This is a genomic window from Pueribacillus theae (genome assembly GCF_003097615.1).
GTDB lineage: Bacteria > Bacillota > Bacilli > Bacillales > UBA6769 > Pueribacillus > Pueribacillus theae.
The window spans coordinates 47,451-62,829 of sequence record NZ_QCZG01000010.1; the positions used below are offsets into that span (position 1 = coordinate 47,451).

The 15,379-nt window shown below is 40.8% G+C and carries 13 protein-coding genes; 2 read left to right on the top strand and 11 right to left on the bottom strand.

The features are described from left to right. Nucleotides 1-11 precede the first annotated feature (11 nt). The gene (locus DCC39_RS06655; RefSeq protein WP_116554116.1) at nt 12-620 is read right to left on the bottom strand and encodes a succinate dehydrogenase cytochrome b558 subunit; all 609 of its coding nucleotides are present in this window, start codon (nt 618-620) and stop codon (nt 12-14) included. A 215-nt stretch (nt 621-835) separates the two neighbouring features. Between DCC39_RS06655 and DCC39_RS06660 the strand changes: the two genes are divergently transcribed. Further along, nucleotides 836-1,243 (top strand): YslB family protein, encoded by a 408-nt coding sequence (locus DCC39_RS06660; protein ID WP_116554117.1) that lies wholly within the window; start codon nt 836-838, stop codon nt 1,241-1,243. 314 nt (nt 1,244-1,557) lie between these two features. Here DCC39_RS06660 and uvrC read toward each other — a convergent pair whose 3' ends face one another. The 9 genes from uvrC to zapA form a co-directional block, all read right to left on the bottom strand. Beyond that, the gene (gene uvrC, locus DCC39_RS06665) at nt 1,558-3,348 is read right to left on the bottom strand and encodes an excinuclease ABC subunit UvrC (protein ID WP_116554118.1); all 1,791 of its coding nucleotides are present in this window, start codon (nt 3,346-3,348) and stop codon (nt 1,558-1,560) included. Between the two features lie 181 nt (nt 3,349-3,529). Further along, on the bottom strand, nt 3,530-3,844 hold the full coding sequence (trxA, locus tag DCC39_RS06670; RefSeq protein WP_116554119.1) for a thioredoxin: 315 nt from the start codon (nt 3,842-3,844) through the stop codon (nt 3,530-3,532). Between the two features lie 134 nt (nt 3,845-3,978). Then, entirely contained in the window at nt 3,979-4,947 is a 969-nt protein-coding gene (locus DCC39_RS06675) for an electron transfer flavoprotein subunit alpha/FixB family protein (RefSeq protein ID WP_116554120.1), read from the bottom strand. Between the two features lie 79 nt (nt 4,948-5,026). Then, nucleotides 5,027-5,797, bottom strand: a complete 771-nt coding sequence (locus DCC39_RS06680; protein WP_116554121.1) for an electron transfer flavoprotein subunit beta/FixA family protein — start codon at nt 5,795-5,797, stop codon at nt 5,027-5,029. Between the two features lie 127 nt (nt 5,798-5,924). Continuing rightward, complete coding sequence (locus tag DCC39_RS06685; protein WP_116554122.1) at nt 5,925-6,533, bottom strand: TetR/AcrR family transcriptional regulator; 609 nt, start codon at nt 6,531-6,533, stop codon at nt 5,925-5,927. Nucleotides 6,534-6,795: 262 nt separating this feature from the next. Next, entirely contained in the window at nt 6,796-9,144 is a 2,349-nt protein-coding gene (locus tag DCC39_RS06690; RefSeq protein ID WP_116554123.1) for an endonuclease MutS2, read from the bottom strand. Between the two features lie 21 nt (nt 9,145-9,165). Further along, the gene (gene polX / locus DCC39_RS06695) at nt 9,166-10,872 is read right to left on the bottom strand and encodes a DNA polymerase/3'-5' exonuclease PolX (protein WP_116554124.1); all 1,707 of its coding nucleotides are present in this window, start codon (nt 10,870-10,872) and stop codon (nt 9,166-9,168) included. 74 nt (nt 10,873-10,946) lie between these two features. Beyond that, nucleotides 10,947-11,483 (bottom strand): CvpA family protein, encoded by a 537-nt coding sequence (locus DCC39_RS06700; RefSeq protein WP_116554125.1) that lies wholly within the window; start codon nt 11,481-11,483, stop codon nt 10,947-10,949. Next, a complete protein-coding gene (gene zapA, locus DCC39_RS06705; RefSeq protein WP_116554126.1) occupies nt 11,480-11,743 on the bottom strand; it encodes a cell division protein ZapA in 264 nt (87 codons plus the stop codon). Before zapA ends, DCC39_RS06700 begins: the two co-directional genes overlap by 4 nt. Nucleotides 11,744-11,883: 140 nt before the next feature. Here zapA and rnhC point away from each other — a divergent pair, with 140 nt between their 5' ends. Then, nucleotides 11,884-12,819, top strand: a complete 936-nt coding sequence (gene rnhC, locus DCC39_RS06710; protein WP_116554127.1) for a ribonuclease HIII — start codon at nt 11,884-11,886, stop codon at nt 12,817-12,819. 136 nt (nt 12,820-12,955) lie between these two features. Here the strand turns inward: rnhC and pheT are convergent, their stop codons facing one another. Next, nucleotides 12,956-15,379, bottom strand: a complete 2,424-nt coding sequence (gene pheT / locus DCC39_RS06715) for a phenylalanine--tRNA ligase subunit beta (protein WP_116554128.1) — start codon at nt 15,377-15,379, stop codon at nt 12,956-12,958.

The window sequence follows — 15,379 nt, forward strand, 5'->3', positions numbered from 1 at the left end:
GCTAAATAAAGTTAAACAAATGCCAAAATCGCACTTACTCCAATGATTGCGAGTATGATAAATACAATGAGAGAAACGTACGTAAACACTCTTTGGGAATTCGGTGTTACAATAAAACCAAAGCTTACACAGAAAGACCACAAACCATTTGAAAAGTGGAAGATTACAGTAATGACACCAATTAGATAAAAAATAAGCCAGCCCGGATTTGTTAAAATTTCATGCATCATATCATAATTAACTTCTTGTCCAAACATGACTTGGATACGGGTTTGCCAAATATGCCATGCAATAAAAATTAATGAAATGATACCCGAGACACGCTGCAACAAAAACATGACATTTCTGAAATAACCATATTTTGATGCATTATTTTTTGATTGGAACGCAATGTAAACGCCATAAATACCATGAAAAAGCAGTGGGAGGTAAATGATAACCCACTCGAGCACATATAAATACGGTAAGTTTGAAATGAAAGAAGCAGCTTTATTAAATGCCTCTGGCCCCCTAGTCGCAAAATAGTTGACTGTTAAATGCTGAAATAAAAACACGCCAAGTGGAATCACACCTAACAGCGAATGAAGTCTGCGACTCGCAAAATCTCGAGTTGCCGCCATATGTATTTTGCCCCCTTTTGAAAGAAATTTTTGTTGTAAATTGATTACGTCGGCTAAAAAACTGTTCTTCCCACACAACATATGATTTGTCGCTAAAATGTGACAAGTTTATTGTAACCCCATGGAACATTAGCGTCAAGATAACGTCATTTTTCATTTTTCATTTAAGGCCACTGGCTTTATAATAGTGTTAGTTAAAAAAGGGGGCAATTATCATGCAACATGCAAAAGAAAAAAAAGAAGAACTCATTTCACCCTTTGCTTATACGTTATTGAGAAACGAATTATTGCCTGAACTCCTTGGCAAAGAAGAGCAACCAATCCTTTATTGGGCAGGAAAACACCTCGCCCGAAAATATCCATTGTCAAGCGCTGAAGAAATTTGCCAATTCTTTCATGAAGCGGCATGGGGCGAACTTTCGGTTATTTCTTCAAAGCAAAGTAAAATGTTATTCGAATTAAATCCAAGTTACAATCATTCATCCCATTTCAAACTTGAAGCAGGTTTTTTGGCCGAGCAGGTTCAAAACATGAATCGCTGTACAACCGAAACGTTTGAGCAAATAAAAAAGGATGTTGTATTATTTACAGTCGAATCAAATTTAAAAGATAAAATAAGATGAATCTAAACATAGTGCGTTGACAAATGCACTATGTTTATTCTTTTTAGTATGTGTTCAAAAAGGAGGACAACGAGAGGGTATTTCAACTAAAGGCAGGCCACATCCTTGTGGCCAACGTTGAAATGTCGCCATCCTGGCTCCGTCGAGGAAGCGTAGCTCTGAGCAGCACCGCAGCGACGAGCGATACTTCTATGATCCGCTGCGAGTTGCACCGAGGAAGCATGCTTCGGAGCAATGCTTGTAGACGCGCAGGTGCATAACTCCTTTCAATTAAGTGAGGAGCGGAAGAGCAAGCTGACGAAGAGATTCGCAGCCTATCGTTCCCGGACTTTTTGAACATCCTTTTTAAGATGATCCATAATTGTTTTCGCCAGCTTTTCAGTCATTCCCGCCGAAATGAAGTCTTCAAGGGACGCCTGTTTCATTTTTTTTATGGAACCAAAGTGCTTTAGCAGCATTTTCTTCCGCTTAGGGCCGATCCCAGGTATATCATCCAAGGTTGATTTAAGCATTGATTTCCCGCGAGTATCTCTGTGAAAAGTAACAGCAAAACGATGGACTTCATCTTGAATCCGCTGCAACAAATAAAATTCCTGACTGTTTCTCCGCATCGTAACAGGTTCAGGCGGAGCACCCATTAGAAGATGGGATGATCGATGCTTGTCATCCTTTGCCAACCCGCCGATTGGAATCGATAAGCCAAGCTCGTTTTCAAGGACGTCTTGGGCAGCAGAAATTTGTCCCTTTCCCCCATCGATAATAATCAAGTCGGGAAGGCGGCCGTTTTCCTTAAGCAGCCGGGAATACCTTCTCCTTACGACTTCCTTCATTGATGCATAATCATCAGGACCTTCCACGGTTTTTATGTTGTATTTTCGATACTCTTTTTTATCGGGCTTTCCATCGGTAAAAACAACCATTGCCGACACAGGATCTGCTCCTTGAATATTCGAGTTGTCGAAAGCCTCGATTCGATAAGGCGGGTCGATGCCAATGATTTTACCCAATCCTTCAACAGCTTTTATCGTTCGTTCCTCATCCCGCTCAATGAGCGCGAATTTTTCATCTAAAGCAATTTTAGCGTTCTTTTTCGCAAGAGCAACAAGCTCTTTCTTCTTTCCTATTTGCGGTTGGGTTGCACGTATTTTTAGGAGCTTGCTAACCAATTCTTTATCAATCGTTTTCGGCAAAAGAATTTCTTTTGGAACAGGATGATTTTTTTGTAAATAGAACTTTCCGATAAACGTAAGGAAGTCTTCCTCCGCTTCATTGTAAAACGGGAATAAGGAGACATCTCTTTCAATTAATTTGCCTTGCCGTATAAAAAATACTTGTACACACATCCAGCCTTTATCGTAAGCGTAGCCGAAAATATCACAGTCCGTCGCATGATGTAATATGATCTTTTGTTTCTCCATTACCTTTTCGATATGCAATATTTGATCCCGATACTCTTTTGCTTTTTCATAATTCATCTCTTCTGATGCTTTTAGCATTTTCTCTTGTATTAATTGTTTTACTTCATGATAGCCTCCACTCAAAAAACGTGTAATGCCTTCAATCATTTCTCTTGTTTTATCTTCTGAAACATCTTTTACGCAAGGTGCCAAGCATTGTCCAATATGGTAATATAGGCAAACCGTCTTAGGCATTGAACGGCATTTACGAAGCGGAAAAATTCGGTCAAGTAATTTTTTCGTTTCTTGAGCTGCATATGCATTTGGATAGGGGCCAAAATACTTTCCTTTATCTTTTTTAAGCTTCCTCGTAATGATTAATCGAGGATGTTTTTCTGCGGTAATTTTAATATAAGGGTAGCTTTTATCATCCTTTAGCATCACGTTGTATTTTGGATCGTACTTTTTAATTAAATTCAATTCTAGCAAAAGAGCATCAAGATCTGAAGATGTAACGATATATTCAAAATCGGCAATTTCGCTGACGAGCCGCTGGGTTTTCGTATCATGGGACCCAGTGAAATAAGAGCGTACCCGATTTTTTAACACTTTCGCCTTCCCGACATAAATAATTTCACCAAATTTGTTTTTCATTAAGTAACAGCCTGGTTCATCTGGAAGAACAGCTAGTTTATCTTTTAATGACATCGTTCCGTCATCCTTTTTGCGAATATATAAAAAAGCCTGTGTAACCGACAGGCTTTAGTGATAGACATGACTTATCCTTTTATCCCGTTGCAACTGTCCGTAAGCCCCCTGCTTCAAGATTTAGAGATTTCGAAGAAGCCTAAGTGGGGTAACGGACGCTAACTCCCCGATAAGTCTCGCTTTATTGATGCTTTTTCAACGTGCTGACCAACGCTTCTTTCGGTTGAAACCCAATAAGTTGATCAACTGGTTCGCCATCCTTGAAAACAATGAGTGTCGGGATGCTCATTACACCAAATTTTCCAGCTGTTTCTTGGTTTTCATCAACATCCAATTTTACGATTTTTACGTCCTCGCCCATTTCAGCGTCCACTTCTTCTAATACTGGGGCAATCATTTTACACGGGCCGCACCATGGAGCCCAAAAATCTGCCAACACAAGGCCTTCTTTTGTTGCATCAGAAAAATTTCTATCGGTTACATGTTCAATCGCCATTCAATTTACCTCCTTGATATACTTGTTGCACATTCTAGAGAAAGTATAACACTCTTTTATATAGGGTGCTATTTTTTTGCCTATCTATTCTTGAAGCGAGATGCAGATCAGAAAACGGGCATTCTGCCCGTTTTTTATAGAACCTTTTTAAATTCTTCTGTTAGCAATGGTACAACTTCAAATAGGTCGCCTACAATGCCATAGTCAGCAACACTAAAGATATTTGCTTCAGGGTCTTTGTTGATCGCAACGATGACTTTTGAGTTGGACATACCAGCTAAATGCTGAATCGCACCAGAGATACCGCAAGCAATGTATAAATCTGGTGTAACAACTTTACCCGTTTGTCCAATTTGAAGTGAATAATCACAATAGCCTGCGTCACATGCACCACGTGAAGCACCTACAGCTGCACCGAGAACGTCAGCGAGCTCTTTAAGAGGTTCAAAACCTTCCGCACTTTTCACACCGCGTCCGCCTGAAACAATAATATTGGCTTCTGAAAGGTCAACGCCTGTTGAAGTTTTTCTAACGATATCTTTAATGATTGTGCGCAAGTCTTTAATATCAACGTCAAGCTCAGAAACCTCTCCGCTTCTTGATTCATCTTTTTCAAGCGGTTTAATGTTGTTAGGACGTACAGTCGCAATAACAGTGCCTTCTTTTACTTTTTTCTTTTCGAAAGCTTTACCTGAATAAATTGGGCGAACAAACACGACATCATCGCCGTCAGCTTCAACCCCCGTTGCGTCAGAGATAAGTCCGGCTTCTAATTTAGCCGCAATTTTTGGCGACAAATCTTTCCCGATAGAAGTGTGGCCCATAACGATGCCCTCTGGACTTTCGTTTTCAATGACTTGAAGAAGTGCTTGGGAATAGCCGTCAGGTGTATAGTTTTTTAATTTTTCGTTGTTAACAACGATGACGCGATCCGCACCGTATGTAATCATTTCATTGCCAAGTTCTGTAACATTTTCTCCAAAGATAACTCCTACCACTTCTCCACCTGCTGCAACGTCCTTACCAGCTGCAATCGCTTCAAAGGAAACGTTTCGCAATTCGCCTTCTCGAGCTTCTCCTAACACTAATACTTTCTTTGCCATTACTATCCCTCCGTATAAATGGTCTCTCTAGACTGGATTAATTGAAGTTGTTCAAAAACCGGAAAACTTGTACATATAGTTAAATAACTTTGGCTTCGTTTCTTAAAAGGCTAACGAGTTCTTGGACTTGATCGCTAATTTCGCCTTCGAGTACTTTACCTGCTTGTTTAGCTGGTGGAAGATAACGGTCAACGATTTCAGTTTTTGCTTCCAAATCATCTTCATCAAGATCAAGATCATCTAAGTCGATTTCTTCAAGAGGTTTTTTCTTCGCTTTCATTATCCCTGGTAAAGATGGGTAACGCGGTTCATTCAACCCTTGTTGAGCAGTTACTAAAATAGGCAGTGAAGTTTCGACAATTTCGATGTCACCTTCTACGTCACGCTCGATTGTTACATTCGTACCGTCTATATCAAGTTTTGTAATGGTTGTCACACATGGAATGCCTAGCAATTCAGCTAAACGAGGACCCACTTGTCCAGTGCTGTTATCGACAGAAACGTTTCCGCCAAGAATAAGATCGTATTCTTTATCTTCGAAGTACTTAGCTAAAATAACAGAAGTTGAAAACTGGTCTGCTTCATCCAAATCTTCTGAATTAATGAGAACAGCTTTGTCTGCGCCCATTGCAAGTGCAGTTCTCAATTCTTTCTCAGCGTCTTCATCACCGACAGTTACAACTGTTACTTCGCCGCCAAATTCGTCGCGCTTTTGAATGGCCTCTTCAATCGCATATTCATCATACGGGTTAATAATAAATTCGGCTCCATCTTCGACAACAGCACCATTATTAATCGCGATTTTTTCTTCTGTGTCAAAAGTTCTTTTCATTATGACATAAATATTCATTTATAAGCCCTCCTAGAATTATTAATGTATTTTGATGCACATGCTTTCCCAGCTTACAAAAAGAATTTTAGCATAAGAGAAAGGAACATGCATTAAATGATTGTGAAAATTCATTAACGTTTTAAAGCTACCGAGTTTTTGAATCCTTCAGCAACCCGCTTAAAAGCAAGTGATGAATCGGCGCTGCGAGTGACACAAGGTCATATTTCCGATCCTTCATCACCCATGTTGTTACGGTTTCGTCTATCGTTCCAAAAATCATTTGCCTTGCAATTCTTTTATCCATCTCTTGTTTAAAGACACCCTGAAGCTTGCCTTCGTCTATTATTGTGTCCAAAAGAATCAGTAAATCCTTTAAAATTTCGCCAATTTTTCCACGAAGCCTTTTATCCGTTTGTCTTAGTTCCAACTGTGTAACGATTGCCCAGTGGTAATTCTCGCTTAAATTTTTAAAATATGTTTCAATAAGGGCGAGCAGCTTGTCTTCCACCGTTTCTTTGTCACCCATTGCTTCCTCAATACAGCTTACGAACAGCCCCATCTTTTCCCGAAAAACCGAAATTAAAATGTCTTCTTTGTTTTTAAAATAAAGGTAAATGGTTCCATCCGCTACTTTTGCTTTTTTTGCAATTTTTGAAACTTGGGCTTGGTGAAAACCGTTTTCTGCGATGACCTCAACGGCTGCATCAATGATTTGACCATACTTCGGCCCCCTGCTTTTGCCTAATCTAGACACAATCTTTACTCTCCTTTATCAAAACATGAATGACCATTCATTCAATACCATTTTAGCTTATTCTCACTTGTTGTCAATGACTTTTGGTAATTGGTTGAAATTAAACATCCTACGTAAAAAATACAATGTAGATCATACCTGCTATAAAGAAAATTCCACAAAAAACCAACAATATTTTCCAAAGCGTTTCCATTTCCTCACCCTTAGCTAGTTGTTTAAGAAGGAGAGTTGGCAACAGAAGCGCAAAGCCAATCTCCCAACTTTATTTTAAATCAACAACGGTTACTCCACTGCCGCCTTCGCCGGCTCCACCCATACGAATTCCTTTCACATTTGGATGTTTTTTCAAAATTTCCTGTACGCCCTTTCTCAGCGCGCCAGTTCCTTTGCCGTGTATAATATTTACCTTTGAATAACCCGCAAGAACTGCATCGTCTAAATAACGGTCAACTTCAATTTTCGCATCTTCATACCGTTTTCCGCGCAAGTCAAGTTCTGTTTTCACAGTACTGCCATTTCCTTTCACGGACACGAAGGTGCGATTAGCAGTTTCTTTTGTTTTTACCTTCTTCAAATTACCTGCATTCACGTTTACTTTCATAATGCCGATTTGCACGAGATATTCCTGCTCATTTATTTTCTCGACAATGTAGCCTTTTTGAGACAAATGGGTGACTTCAACTTCATCGCCCGGTGATAATTGTTGGTGGTTTTCTTTTTGCTTTTTCGATTTTTCTTTTCGATCTGTTAAATGCGGAGCAGCTTCTTCGAGCCGTTTTTTCGCATCGATCAGCTGGTGTTCTTTTACACCGCTAACCTTGTAGCTTCGCAGCTCTTTGATAATTGCTTCCGCTTCTTTCATTGCTGATTCTACTGCTTGTTTTGCCTGTTCTTCTGCTTCAAGAAGAATACGATCCCGCTCTAGTTCATGCGTTTCTTTTTGCTTTTCGTACTCGCTTCTTAACTTCTCGGCTTCTTGTCGGAGTATCTTTGCTTCTTCATACTCCATTTCGGCTTGTTTTTTTGTTTCTTCGAGCGACGTAATCATCTTGTCTACTCGTTTTGTATCACTCGAAATTTGTTGCTTTGCATGTTCAATGATCTTCTCATTTAACCCGAGCCGTTTTGAAATTTCGAACGCATTGCTTCTCCCGGGGATACCGATAAGCAATTTATATGTTGGCTTAAGCGTTTCGACATTAAATTCCACACTGGCGTTAATGACGCCTTCGCGGTTGTATGCATAAGCCTTCAGTTCACTATAGTGCGTGGTTGCAACGACACGTGCCCCTCTATCTTTCACATAATCGAGAATGGAAATCGCCAGTGCTGCACCTTCCTGAGGATCTGTCCCTGCGCCAAGCTCATCAAAAAGAACGAGGCTTTTGAAATTCACTTTGTCCAATATGCTTATAATGTTTGTCATATGTGATGAAAAAGTACTTAAATTCTGTTCAATCGACTGCTCATCTCCAATATCGGCAAATACATGTTCAAAAATGGACGCTTCAGAGCCTTCTTCAACAGGGAGTTGCAAGCCTGACTGAGCCATAATCGTTAAAAGTCCAATTGTCTTTAATGTTACCGTTTTACCGCCGGTATTCGGCCCTGTAATGACAATTGAATCATATGCTTTCCCAAGCTCTACTGTAATTGGCACGACATCTTCTTTTGGAATGAGTGGGTGCCTTGCATTTTTGAAATTCAAATAGCCATTTTCATTCAGCTTCGGTTTTGTCGCATGAAGCGTTTTTCCATACAAAGCCTTCGCAAAAATAAAATCTAGTTTAGCTAGCACCTCTAAATTGCTAAGTAATGGATCGGAAAACGAAGCCACTTCATTTGAAAGCGCCGTTAGAATTTTTTCGACTTCTTGCCTCTCTTTCCCCTTTGCTTCTCTCAGTTGATTATTAATCATGACAACAGACTCAGGCTCGATAAACAATGTCGCGCCTGAAGAAGATTGATCGTGGATAATCCCTCCGAACGCGCTTCGGTATTCCTGCTTAACAGGGATGACGTATCGCTCGTTACGGATGGTTACAATGGCATCTGACAGCATTTTTTGATTGGAGCTTGAGCGAACGATCGTTTCAAGTTTTTCACGGATACGCGCTTCATAGCTTCTCAGCTGCTGACGGATCGTTCGCAAACCGGGAGTTGCTGAGTCAAGCACCTGGCCGTCACTGTCAATGCACCGTTTAATTTCTGCCTCAAGCTCACCTGCAGGAATAATCTCTTCGGCAAGGCCAGATAACATCGAAAGATTTACCTCATTTTCCTCAAAGGATTCGATAAACCTTTTAAGCTGCTTGCCACCGTAAATCGTGCTTGAAACATCAAGCAATTCCTCGGTATTCAGCATTCCGCCAATTTCAGCACGTTTAACTGCCGCACGAATATTACGAATGCCGCCAAACGGAGCAGATCCTTTCAGCCTGATGGCCGTCATCGCTTCATCCGTTTCCTCCTGCGCCTTAACAGCCGCTCCAAAATCCGTGCACGGTTCCAGTTCCATCGCCAACTCCTTGCCCAACGAGGTGGCCGCATGTTCTGTTAATCTCTCTTTTATTTTATTAAATTCCAACAGTCGCAGCATTTTCTTTTGCAATCGATTTCCTCCCTGCATCCGTTAATCAAGATTTAAATGTTTACGCAGTTCCCCAATGGAATACGTGTTTAACACCGTTTCACTTTTTACCCAGCCTTTTCTTGCCGTTGCGATGCCATATTTCATATGTTCAAGCATCAGTTCATGGTGGGCGTCTGTGTTTATGACAAGTTTCACACCTTTATTTTGGGCTTTTTCAAGCCATTTAGGCGCTAAATCGAGCCGATTCGGGTTGCTATTTAATTCAAGTGCTGTTTTTGTCTCTTTCGCTACATCAATCAACATGTCAAGATCAACATCATATCCTGATCTTCTGCCGATTAATCGGCCTGTCGGGTGGGCAATTAAATCGACATGGACATTGTTCAATGCATGAATAAGCCTCTGCATAATTTTATCTCTGTTTTGTGAAAAAGACGAATGAATGGACGCAATGACAAAATCAATTTCCTCCAATAGCGCATCATCAAAATCCAGCGTACCATCCGGCAGTATGTCCATTTCAACACCGGTTAAAATTGCAAAGTTTGAAAACGAGGAATTCAACCGTTTTATCTCTTCCCGCTGTTGTTTGATTTGATCCGGCGTGAGCCCATTTGCCACTTTTAAAAACTGTGAATGATCCGTAATCGCGATATATTCGTATCCTTTTTCCATAGCGGCCAACGCCATTTCTTCAATCGTATTGGCCCCGTCACTCCATGTGGAATGCATATGCAAATCGCCCTTTATATCCTCAATCGAGATAAGGTCAACATCTTCTTTAAAACGTTCCGTCTCTTTTTCTCCTATGCGAAGTTCCGGCGGGATGTCATGCAATTGAAAATGGTTGAAAAATTCTTCTTCTGATTCGAACGTGATCAGTTCGCCGTTTTCAGTTTCAATCCCGTATTCGCTAATTTTTTCGCCTCTTTTTTTGGCAAGCTGCCTCATGAGGATATTGTGGTTTTGAGATCCGGTAAAGTGATGCAAAGCCGTTGCATAGGCGTGTGGCTCAACAAGCCTAAAATCAACGCCAATTGGATATTCATATATCAGTTCAACCGAAACTTTCGTCTCCCCATTGGCTATCACATCAGAAACATGTTTAAGCTTCAATAGTTTTTCAGCAGCGACTTCAGGCTTTTTCGTCGCAATGACAAAATCCAAATCCTTCACCGTTTCGCTGAATCGCCTATAGCTCCCTGCCACTGCAAAACGATCAATCTCTTTTATTGAAGCGAGCTGCTGTTCGATGTCTGCTACGATCGGGATGACCATCGCAATCGGAAATCGATCAGGACTTTTACCAAAATCCTTTAACACAGAAAGAATTTTTTCCTCTGACTTTTTTCCGAATCCCGGCAAATGCTGTATACGATTTTCTTCGCAAGCCTTTTGGAGCGATTTCGCATCTATGATATTTAATTGTTCATACAGTTTCGCCAATTTTTTTCCGCCTAAGCCAGGCAATTTCAAGAGGGGGATTAGCCCTGTTGGCACTTCCTTTTTCAATTCCTCAAGCAAACTGGATTGCCCGGTTTCAAGCAGCTCGTTAATAACCGAAGCCGTCCCTTTTCCAATGCCGGGCAAATCTTCGACATGTTCAATTTGATTCATACTTCTCAGGTCTTCTTCAAGCGCCCTTGCTGCTTTCCGGTAAGCTGAAATTTTAAACGAATTTTCTCCTTTTAATTCTAAATAAATTGCGATTGTTTCCAAAGCTTTCACGATCTCTTTTTTATTCACGCTATACCAACTTCCCTTTTCACTCTAGCTAAAGAAGCAAATCGTCCTAAAAAAACTTCCCCAACGGAGAAGTCTCAAGTGATATTACTTGCCCATAGATTTTGTAATTTTGCCGAAAAAAACGGTGTATGTTTTACCATGCTTTGCGCAATAAACGATTGGTCAAAAGCGCCTTGAATCGATTCAACAGGAACGATCGCTGCAATGTATAAAACAAGAAATAGTAAAAGATAGATTTCTAAAAATCCAAGCACGCCGCCAAGCCACCTGTTAATTGTGCGCAAAATTGGAAGTTCCGCTAAAAAATCGAGCATTGAACCAAGAATATGCATCGCAATTTTCGTACCGAAAAACAGAATGGCAAACGCGATGCCACGATAATAAATTTCCTCAACGTTCAAAGCATTCAAAACGATGCTTGCGCTTCCTTCAACAAAATTTGGATAAGGAATCCATAGCTTTAAATGTGGAGCCAGGTTATCAAAATACAAGTAGGCTACAACCAAGGCAATAATAAAACCAGTCAAATGGACAACCTGTAAAATCAACCCTCTTCTTAACCCGATTAAGAAGCCCCCGATAAGTAAAACGATTATAATTAAATCAATCATTCATCTTCCTCATTTTCTTTTTGAAGTTGTTCGCTTTGCTTATTTTGCAATTTCATATATTCATTTACAGCGTTAACAGCTGTTAAAACGGCTAATTTTTTCGTATCCAAAAAAGGGTTCGTCTCTTTAATTTCACGCATTTTTTCATCTACATACCTGGCGACTTTACGAATATGCTGCGGATCTTCGTATCCGACGATCGTGTATTGCTCATCATATATCTTAACAGTCGTCCGGGATTTTTGCCTATCATCCGCCACCAAAATGCCCCCTTGCCAACAAGAGTGTTACTACTATGATAACATGTCGAAAAAAATAATAAACAAATAATTATTTCCGGAGGTTCTGATATAATAAAGATTTATAATTGCCAATCGATAAGAGAGGAGCTTATTCAAAAATGTGTACTGTTGTTCTTACTGTTTCCGAAACTATTATGAATGAAATTCGAGAGGATTACAATAAATATAAAACGAATAAATTGCCGCCCGGAAGTGTGTTTGCAGCGAAAACTCCCGGCTGTACAATTACGGGGTATCGGTCTGGGAAAGTCATGTTTCAAGGAAAGGAAGCTCAAAAAGAAGCAGGGCGATGGGAAGGGGATTCGGCTAAGAAAAACAATAAGCGAAAGCATATTGACCAGCATCAATGGAGCCCTCCCCATCATATACAGGAGTTATCGATGATTGGTTCTGATGAAGTTGGGACAGGAGATTTCTTCGGCCCGATTACGGTTGCTGCTGTTTATGCTAAAAAAGAGCAGCATCCCCTTCTAAAAGAACTTGGGGTAAAAGACTCAAAACATTTAACTGACAAAAAAATTACAGAAATTGCAAAAGACCTATTGCATGTAGTCCCTTACAGCCTATTAATTTTACATAATAAAAAATACAATGAACTTCAAGCAAAAGGGATGAGCCAAGGAAAAATGAAAGCTTTGCTGCATAATCGGGCCCTTTTAAATGTCATGGAGAAAATTAAGGGCGAACATTATGACGGCATATTAATTGATCAATTCGCACAGCCTGACACTTATTTTCGTTATCTTGCAACCGAAAAAGAAAAAGTTACCTCCGTTTATTTTGCAACTCAAGCTGAAGGGCTCCACCTATCTGTCGCTGCCGCTTCCATTATTGCCCGCTATGCATTTTTAAAAGAAATGGATAAGTTCGAAACCCAATTTGGGTTCGCTCTCCCGAAAGGAGCGGGAAAACAGGTTGATGAAGCTGCTGCTGCCCTTATCTCGAAATATGGTGAAAGCATTCTTGGACAATGCGCTAAACAGCACTTTGCGAATACAGGGAAAGCAAAACGATTAGCTTCACTTAAAAACTAGGGCCTTATGATGGAAAAAAGTGGCCGCCTCAAAAGTGAGGCTAGCCACTAATGTTTAACTTCTTAACCCAGCGTCTAGCTTCGGGGTTAAGTAACCTAGTTTTCAGGGATTTCCAACTTTCTGATTGAACACTGTCTTATTGTCTTAATTCCGCTGCGAATTTTTCCTGTACAGCATCAAGTACACGGGTGTGTGCCTCAGCTACTTCTTCTTCCGTCAATGTATGTTCCGGATCAAGGTAAAGTAGTGAAAATGCCAGCGATTTTTTACCTGCTTCCAGAGGTTCTCCTTCGTAAACGTCAAAAATATGAACTTCTTTCAGCAGTTCTCCGCCCGCTTCAATGATTGCACGTTTTAACTCGCCTGCAGAAACCTGCTTATCCACAACAAGCGCGATATCTCTTGAAACGGATGGAAACTTAGGCAGTTTTTCATAATGTGTTTCGGAATCTGCTTCTTGAATCAGCTTTTCGAGCGACATTTCGAAAACATATGTTTCAGTGATTTCAAAATCATTTTGTACCGTAGGGTGAACCTGGCCAACAAAACCAATTTCTTCGCCATTCAATGCAATTGCTGCGGTTCTTCCAGGATGAAGCCCTTCTTTTTTCGCCTGCACAAAGGATATTTTCTTTTCTATTCCTAGTTGCAAAAACAGGCCTTCGAGCACGCCTTTTACGACAAAGAAATCAACTTTTTTCATTTCACCTTGCCATTTGTTTTCAAACCACATTCCTGTAAATACACCGGCTACGTGTTCTTCTTCCTCCGGCAAGCGTGTTAATTTTTCCTCCTTCGTTAAATAGACTGAGCCAATTTCATAGAGGGCAAGATTTGTTTGCTTACGATTCAGGTTGTATTGAACAGCTTCAAGAAGGCTGGGCAAGATGGCTGTCCGCAAGCAGCTTCTCTCTTCACTCATCGGCATAGAAAGGCGGATGTTTTTCAAACTGCTCTCTTGACCAAATAACCGGTTTTTCTCAGGCGTTGTTAGCGAATATGTCGTCGCTTGGCAAAGGCCTGCACCTTCTAGAAAACGTCTTACTTTTCGGCGTTTTTCCTGAAAAGGACTTAATCCGCCCGGCAATGATTCTCCGATTGGAAGGGTGGCAGGAATTTCATCATAACCATATAGCCGTGCAACTTCTTCAATCAAGTCTTCGGGGATGGAAAGGTCTGGGCGCCTCGTTGGAATGGTCACTACAAAATTTCCATTATCTTCTTTATAATCAAATCTGAGCCGGTCAAAGATCGAGGAAATTTCTTCTTTTTTAATGTCAGTTCCAAGCACATGATTAATACGCTGTTCTGTCACTTCAATTTGTTTTAAAGCAACTTCCCTTTCCCCCGCTTGGGCGACTCCGCCAACAACCTTTCCCTCGGCTAATTTCTGCATTAAATATGCCGCCCGCTGTCCCGCTTCATGCACACGGTTCCTTGCCACACCTTTTTCAAAACGTGTGCTCGCTTCACTTCGGAGCCCTAATTGTTTTGATGCTGTGCGAACACGTTTTCCATCAAAATAAGCGGCTTCAAGCAAGATGTTTGTCGTATTATTCTGTACTTCGGAAGAAGCCCCACCCATGACACCAGCAACAGCAACTGGCTCTGTTCCATTTGTAATGACAAGCATTTCTTCATTCAGAACACGTGTTTCACTGTCCAGCGTGACAATTTCTTCATTTTCTTTAGCGCGGCGGACTAAAATTTCCTTTGAACCTAAACGGTCATAATCGAACGCATGCAATGGCTGCCCGTATTCAAGCAAAACATAGTTTGTAATATCAACAACATTGTTAATCGGGCGGATGCCAGCTGCCATTAAGCGGTTTGCTAGCCATAAAGGAGACGGTTTGATTTTTACATCTTTCACGATGAAGGCAGCATAGTAAGGACAATCTTCACCAGCTTCGATTGAAACCGAAACGTAGTCTTCAGCCTTCTCATTTACCGTGGAAAGATTAATTTCCGGCTTTTTCATTTTCCTTCCCAAAATCGCTGCCACTTCATAGGCAACCCCAATCATGCTTAATGCATCCGCACGATTCGGTGTCAGGTCAAACTCAAGCACTGTATCATCTAAACTTAACGCTTCAAGTGCATCAGCACCTATTTCAATTTGATCAGAGAATACAAAAATACCTTCTGAATACTCCTTTTGAATGAGCTTTCCTTCGATTCCAAGCTCTTGCAAGGAACAAATCATGCCATTTGATTGCTCACCGCGAAGTTTTGCTTTTTTGATTTTCAGGCCTCCTGGAAGGCGTGCCCCCGGTTTTGCAACGGCAACTTTTTGGCCAGCCGCAACATTGGGGGCACCACAAACGATTTGTGAAAGTTCGCCTTCACCGAGATCAACTTGGCACACATTTAATTTATCTGCATTGGGGTGCTGATGTAACTCTACAACTTTACCAACAACAACGTTTGCCGCGCCTTTGCTCCGCAGTTCCACCGAATCAACTTCGATCCCGCTTCTCGTAATTTTTTCCGCTAAATCTTGAGGGCTAATATCTGAAATGTCGACATAGTCTTGAAGCCAACGATAAGAAACAAACAT

Excerpts from the sequence above, each read along its gene's own strand:
- pheT (WP_116554128.1), bottom strand. The coding sequence starts at position 15,379 with ATGTTTGTTTCTTATCGTTGGCTTCAAGACTATGTCGACATTTCAGAT.
- DCC39_RS06700 (WP_116554125.1), bottom strand. The coding sequence starts at position 11,483 with ATGATTGATTTAATTATAATCGTTTTACTTATCGGGGGCTTCTTAATC.
- uvrC (WP_116554118.1), bottom strand. The coding sequence starts at position 3,348 with ATGTCATTAAAAGATAAACTAGCTGTTCTTCCAGATGAACCAGGCTGT.
- DCC39_RS06655 (WP_116554116.1), bottom strand. The coding sequence starts at position 620 with ATGGCGGCAACTCGAGATTTTGCGAGTCGCAGACTTCATTCGCTGTTA.
- rnhC (WP_116554127.1), top strand. The coding sequence starts at position 11,884 with ATGTGTACTGTTGTTCTTACTGTTTCCGAAACTATTATGAATGAAATT.
- DCC39_RS06675 (WP_116554120.1), bottom strand. The coding sequence starts at position 4,947 with ATGGCAAAGAAAGTATTAGTGTTAGGAGAAGCTCGAGAAGGCGAATTG.
- DCC39_RS06680 (WP_116554121.1), bottom strand. The coding sequence starts at position 5,797 with ATGAATATTTATGTCATAATGAAAAGAACTTTTGACACAGAAGAAAAA.
- trxA (WP_116554119.1), bottom strand. The coding sequence starts at position 3,844 with ATGGCGATTGAACATGTAACCGATAGAAATTTTTCTGATGCAACAAAA.
- DCC39_RS06660 (WP_116554117.1), top strand. The coding sequence starts at position 836 with ATGCAACATGCAAAAGAAAAAAAAGAAGAACTCATTTCACCCTTTGCT.